The sequence below is a fragment of the Tibeticola sp. genome, assembly GCF_022759015.1.
Classification (GTDB): domain Bacteria; phylum Pseudomonadota; class Gammaproteobacteria; order Burkholderiales; family Burkholderiaceae_C; genus Tibeticola; species Tibeticola sediminis.
The window spans coordinates 1-5,939 of the sequence record NZ_JAEMQB010000081.1 but is presented as its reverse complement, the minus strand read 5'-3'; the positions used below and the strand labels follow the sequence as shown (position 1 = coordinate 5,939).

5 protein-coding genes are annotated in these 5,939 nt (G+C 70.3%); 1 reads left to right on the top strand and 4 read right to left on the bottom strand.

What is annotated here, in order from left to right; translation table 11 throughout:
* Window positions 1-926, top strand: a 926-nt coding sequence (locus JHC36_RS04885) for a peptidoglycan DD-metalloendopeptidase family protein (RefSeq protein ID WP_503006879.1), incomplete at its 5' end; no start/stop codon positions are given.
* Here the strand turns inward: JHC36_RS04885 and mltB are convergent.
* The 4 genes from mltB to JHC36_RS04865 all read right to left on the bottom strand — a co-directional run.
* Window positions 927-2,084 (bottom strand): lytic murein transglycosylase B, encoded by a 1,158-nt coding sequence (gene mltB / locus JHC36_RS04880; RefSeq protein WP_503006877.1) that lies wholly within the window; start codon window positions 2,082-2,084, stop codon window positions 927-929. It lies immediately after the preceding gene.
* Window positions 2,081-4,198: a transglutaminase TgpA family protein gene (locus JHC36_RS04875; protein WP_287916569.1), complete on the bottom strand. Its 2,118-nt coding sequence runs from the start codon at window positions 4,196-4,198 to the stop codon at window positions 2,081-2,083. The genes mltB and JHC36_RS04875 overlap by 4 nt, the downstream gene beginning before the upstream one ends.
* Window positions 4,195-5,283: a DUF58 domain-containing protein gene (locus tag JHC36_RS04870; RefSeq protein ID WP_287916566.1), complete on the bottom strand. Its 1,089-nt coding sequence runs from the start codon at window positions 5,281-5,283 to the stop codon at window positions 4,195-4,197. The genes JHC36_RS04875 and JHC36_RS04870 overlap by 4 nt, the downstream gene beginning before the upstream one ends.
* Before the next feature lie 119 nt (window positions 5,284-5,402).
* Window positions 5,403-5,939: AAA family ATPase (locus JHC36_RS04865; protein ID WP_287916563.1), on the bottom strand; the 537-nt coding region annotated here is incomplete at its 5' end.

Sequence of the window (5,939 nt, the reverse complement as noted above, 5' to 3'; positions counted from 1 at the left end):
TTGGATTTCATCGTTGGCGGGCCCTCGGCCTGGTGGTTTTCGTGGCGGCGACGCTGGGTGCGTGCTCGTCGAGCCGGCCCACACGGGCGCCCGTGGAGGACCGGGGTCTTGCAGCCGGCCGCCTGCCCGCGCCATCGGCCCCCGCCCCCGCGGCGCCTGAGGTTGCCAAGCCCCTGCCCGGGGCCGAAAACGCGGGCAAGCCGGGTTACTACACGGTGCGTCCGGGCGACACACTCATGCGCATCGGGCTCGAGACCGGGCAGTCCTGGCGCGATCTCGCGCGCTGGAACAAGCTCGACAACCCGAACCAGATCGAGGTCGGTCAGGTCTTGCGGGTGATTCCGCCGGTCTCGGGGACCAGCGGCGGCTCGTCAGCGGCACCCGAACCCGCCGCGAGCGGTGTGGTGACGCGGCCCATCGGTGCGGCCAGCGTGACGGTGAGCCCCGTCCCGGCGGGCTCGGCGGCGTCCAGCGCGTCGGCGACTGCGCCGGCCGCAGCCAGCTCGGTGGCATCCAAGCCCGAGGAAGCGAAGCCAGATGCCTCGGCGGCGGCCGATGCGGGCATTTCGTTCATCTGGCCCGCGAGCGGCGCGGTGATCGCGGGCTTCGACGAGCAGAAAAACAAGGGCATCGACATTGCGGGCAAGCCCGGTGATCCGGTCGTGGCTGCGGCCGATGGCCGGGTCGTCTACGCGGGCGCGGGCTTGCGCGGCTACGGCAACCTCGTCATCCTCAAGCACAACAACACCTTCCTGACCGCCTACGCGCACAACCAGACGCTGCTGGTGAAGGAAGACCAGACGGTGCGCAAGGGACAGAAGATTGCCGAGCTCGGCGCCAGCGACGCCGATCGGCCCAAGCTCCATTTCGAGATCCGGCGTCAGGGCAAGCCGGTCGACCCGGCGAAGTATCTGCCGCCGCGCTGATCAGCGTTCGCCGCGCGGCTCGGCGGCGGTCGCCACCGGCTCGTTTGCCGTCTGCGTGCTGCGCGCATGCGCTTCCCAGGCCTTGCGCACCGCGAGGCCCAATTCGATCACGGCCATCGCGTAGTAACTGCTCCAGTTGTAGCGTGTGATGGCGTAGAAGTTTTCGGTGCCGAGCACATAGCTCGGCGCGTCGCCGCCGTTTTGCAACTCCACCAGCGCCAGCGGCCCGCCGTAAGACTGAGCGGCAGGCTCGGGCGTCGCGCCGAGTTCGGCCAATCGCGCCGCGCTGAAGCTGGGCAGGATGTCGGGGGCGAGTAGGGCATCCAACTGGGCCGGCGTGGCGTGCAGTTCCACCTGGAAGTGGGTGGGCACGCCCGGCTTCCAGCCAAAGGCCCGCAGATAGTGGGCCACCGAGCCGATCGCGTCGGCGGGGGTGTTCAGATCCACCGTGCCGTCGCCGTCGAAGTCCACCGCGTACTTGGCGACGCTCGAAGGCATGAACTGCGGCATCCCCATCGCACCCGCGTAGCTGCCGCGGGGCTGCAGCGGATCGGTGCCGGTGCGTTGCGCGCGGGTCAGGAACTGCTCGAGTTCGTCGCGGAAAAACGCTTGCCGCGCGGCGGCGCGTGGGTGTGCGGCAGGGAAGTCGAAGGCCAGGGTTGCCAGCGTATCGATGACCCGAAACGTTCCCATCTGTTGCCCCCAGATCGTCTCCACGCCCAGGATGCCCACGATGATCTCGGCGGGTACGCCGGTCTCGGCCTCGGCCCGCGCGAGGGTGTCGGCATGGGCGCGCCAAAAGCGCAAGCCCGCGGCCACGCGCACCGGCTCGATGAAACGTGCCCGGTAAGCCCGCCAGTTCTTCGCCTGGGCGGTGGGGGGCGGCAGGATCAGACGTTCGACCTGCGGCAGCCGCCGGGCCTGGGCCATGGCCGCGCGCACGGCCTCGCGGTCGAGGTCGCGGCGCTCGGCCAGATCGTCGGCGAACGCCATTGCTTCGGGCCGATGCGCGTACATCGTCGCCGCCGTCGCCAGCCGCTCCTCACGGACCGTGATCGCCGTCGCTGTGGGCTTTTTGGGGTGTTTTTTCGCAAACGCCGGCGAAAATTGGGCGATCATTGCTATCAAAATGATTGCATTTTTGAAACGATCGGTCATGGTCTGAATCCGGGGCGGCCGAACTGCGCGAGTGCGTGCCGAAGATTGGAGCGCGCGTGAGCCCGTGCCGCGCCGGGCTCGGGCATGGCTGGTGCGTAGCGCTCGCGTTCCAGCGCTTCGAGCGCGGCGCAGAGGCGCAGGGCCGCCTCGCGCTGCGCAGGATGCTCGATGGCTTTCGTTTGCAGCGTTTGGATCAACGCGCGGGGCGTGGCTTGCGGCGGCACCGCGTAGCCCATTCGACGCAGCCGTCGGCGGCAGGCTTCGAGCGTGGCCAGCCACGGATCGCGTCGGCGCCACGGACGGGCGCCCGCCCAAGCCGTCGCCGCTGCGGCGACCGTCGCCACCACGGCCAGAGCGACGCCCAGGTCGCGGCTGTCGGGTTCGCGGATGCCGAATCGGCGCAACAGATCGAACTGCCGTTGCGGCGTGTAGTCCAGCACCCACTGGTTCCACGCATGGTCGAGCGCACGCCAGCCGTCGCGCAGGCGCTGCAGCAGGGTGGGGCTCAAGCGCAGCAGCGTGCTCTCGACCGCTCCGGCGGGTAGCGCCAGACGCTGGAAGCTGCCGATGCGGCTGGGCGCCACCGCAGCCGTGGGATCGACGCGGAGCCAGCCCTCGCCTTCGATCCAAACCTCGGCCCAGGCGTGGGCGTCGCTCTGGCGAACCTCGAGCACGCCATCGACCGAGTTGAACGTGCCCCCTTGGTAGCCCGTGACCACGCGCGCCGGTACGTCCATGCCTCGCATCAGGACGACGAAGGCCGACGCGATGTGCTCGCAAAATCCCTCCCGCGTGTCGAACCAGAACGCATCGGCTGCATGCACACCGGCCGGCCGGGGCTCGAGCGTGTAACGGTAGCCGCCCCGGCGCAGGCGATCGAGGGCGGCATCCACCGCCCCACGCGCGCCGGCTGCGCGCACCGCAGGATCGCGCAACAGCTCGGCAGCAAGCTCCAGCGTTCGAGGGTTGTAGCCCGGCGGCAGGGCGACCGCCTCTCGCAGGGCGATCCGTTCATGGCCTTGCGCCGTGGAAGGCCCCAGGCGGTGTTCGAGGTGGCTCACGACCCGATAACGCTGGCGCTCTTGGATCGGTCGCTCGGCCAGCCACTGCTGGTCCGCGGTGCGGCGGGTGAGCAGCCCCGGCAGCTGCGGCAGCACCAGCGGAAACTCGAGTGCGAACAGCCAGGGCTGGCGCGTGGGCTCGAGCGTCACTTCATATCCGGTCGGTGCCCCCAGCGGCTGCACCAGCGAGCCGCTGCGCTCGGCATCCGCACGCTCCGGCACGGGGGTGGGCCGCCAGGTGCGGCCGTCGTAGGCGCTGAGCACCGGCCCGCGGAAATACAGCAAGGGCTGGGCGGGCGCGGGCCCGTCGAAGCGCACCCGCATCACCAGTGTGTCGTCGAGCACCAGTTGGGCGATGTTGCCGACGTCCATACTCGCCGATAGGCCGCTGCGCGCGCGTTCGGCGTCCGCTGGCAGCCCCCAGAGCGGCGCCACGCGCGGAAACAGCACGAATAGCGCCAGCATCACCGGCGTGCCCCAGAGGGTGAGCTTGAGTGCCATCGCAGCCGCCATCTTCAGCGACGGTCGCCCCAGCGGCAGGTGCGCATTCACCAAAGCGGTGAGCAGCCCCCAGAGCGCCAGCACGATGGCCGCGGCCGTACCCAGCGACTGCGAATAGAAGAAGTGCGTGAGCAGCGTAAAGAAGCCGAGGAAAAACACCACCATGGCGTCGCGTCGGGCCCGCAACTCCAGCGTTTTGAGCGCCAACATCACGACGATCAAGCTCAGCCCCGCATCGCGCCCGAGCAAAGTCCCCTGGCTGTAGACGGTGAGCGCGGCGACGCCTGCGGTGAGGGCGATCAGCCAGCCGCGGGAGGGCAAAGGGCGCTGCATCCAGGCGAGCCCAGCGCGCCAGGCCAGGGCCGCGGCCGCCGCCGCGCCGGCCCAGAGCGGAATGTGCGGCAGATGCGGTGCGATCACCGCCGCGATCACGAGCAGCAAAAACAGCGTGTCGCGGGTTTCGCGCGGCAGCGTCGCCGCTCGGGGCCGGAACCCGAGGCTTCGAGGCCGGTGCGCACCGGCCTCTGGGGCGTGGTCCTGTGCGGCGCTCATGCGCCCGGCTCCCGCGGATAGAGCGCCAGCGCGCTGAGGCAGGCGTCGCAGTGCGCCGCGCCCCTGTCGGGCGCCAGCCGCAGCTCGCCGAGCCGCAGGCCATACCGCAACCCCAGCCGATCGGCGGCCAGCACCCAGGCGCAGAGCCGGGACAGCGCTGCCTCCCGGTCCCGCAGCCCGGTCTGCACCAGATCGAGCCACAGCGGAGCCGGCGCCGCGCCGGAGGCATCCCGAGTGAGCAACTCGCCGCTGCGGGCGAACTTCTTCCAGGCCACGCGGCGCAGCCCGTCGCTCGGTCGCCAGGGCCGCAGGCCGTGGAACTCCTCCGACAGAGCCATCGCGCGCGTGCTGCGCGCCAGGTCCGAAAAGGGCTCGGGGTCTGGGTGCGGCAGCGGGGGCGCGGCCGGCTCCGGGGCGGGATACACCAGCACCGGCCGCAGCGGCTGCCAGACCGTCCAAACCCGAAAGCTGCCGAGCGGAAACAAGGACTGCACGATCACGAGGGGCGGCGTTTGCCGACCGCGCTGCGCCGGTGTCCATGCCAGTTCCACGCTGGCTTGCCCTTGCGCGGGCACATCGGCGTAGGCCCAGCCCTCGGGCGCTTGGACCGTGCGCACGGCCAGTGCCCAGCGCGCGCGGCCGTCGGCTTCGGCCAGAGCGACCACGAGCGGCGCCGCCGCTCCTGCAAAGCAGCGCGGCGACGGACCCAGGCGCAGGCGCAGGCCGCGCAGGTTGGCGTGGCCGACATGCATGGCGGCGAGCGCGCTGCCCGCGAGCAAAAAGGTCAGCAGATAGCCCAGGTTGAGCTGATAGTTGATCGAGGCCACGAGCAGCACCAGCAGCGTGGCCGCCAACATCCACCCCGCCCCGGTCGGCAGGATGTAAACCGTGCGGTGGTCGAGGGTCACGTCCTCTCGCGCTTCGTGACGCGCGGCCATCCAGCGCTGCCATCGCGCGCGCAGCCGCGAGCCTGCGAGCACCGCGCGCCCGATCCGGCCCGGCAGCGGCCATCGGCTGCGCGGTCGGTCGATGGTCGCCGCGCGCGCGTGGGGAAGGCCGAGGGTTCTTGCTGTCCTTTCTGTCATCAGCCTAAATCCGGCAGTTGGGCGCGCCCACCCAAACGGTGAACGGCCTCCGTACCGAAAACTGTTCAAACATCAACACCTTGCATTCAGCGAAAAGCGGTCAACTGCCGGATTTAGGATCAGACCAGCGGCAGGGCTTCCAGCAGGGCTTCGAGCTGCGCGCTCGCGCTGCGCCCCGAATCGGGCAGCGGCTGCAGACGGTGAGCAGCGACCTTGGGCAGCATGGCGCGCACATCGTCGGGGGTGACGTAGTCGCGACCCTCGAGCCGTGCGCAGGCGCGGGCCGCGCGCAGCAACGCCACGCCCGCACGCGGCGACAAACCCTCGACAAACCAGCGGCCGCTGCGGGTGGCGTCGAGCACATCCTGCAAATAGTCGAGCAGCGCGTCGGAAGCGAACACGGCGTTCACCTGTTCCTGCAGCCGCAACAGCTCGAGCGGCGTCAGCACCGGCTGCACCTGCGCGAGGCGCGATCGGCGGTCGCCCGAGACCAGCAAGGCGCGTTCGGCAGCGCGGTCGGGATAGCCTAGCGAGATCCGCATCATGAAGCGGTCGAGCTGAGACTCGGGCAGGGCGTAGGTGCCGAGTTGCTCGAGCGGGTTTTGCGTCGCGATCACGAAGAAGGGGTCGGGCAGAGGGCGGGTTTCGCCTTCCAC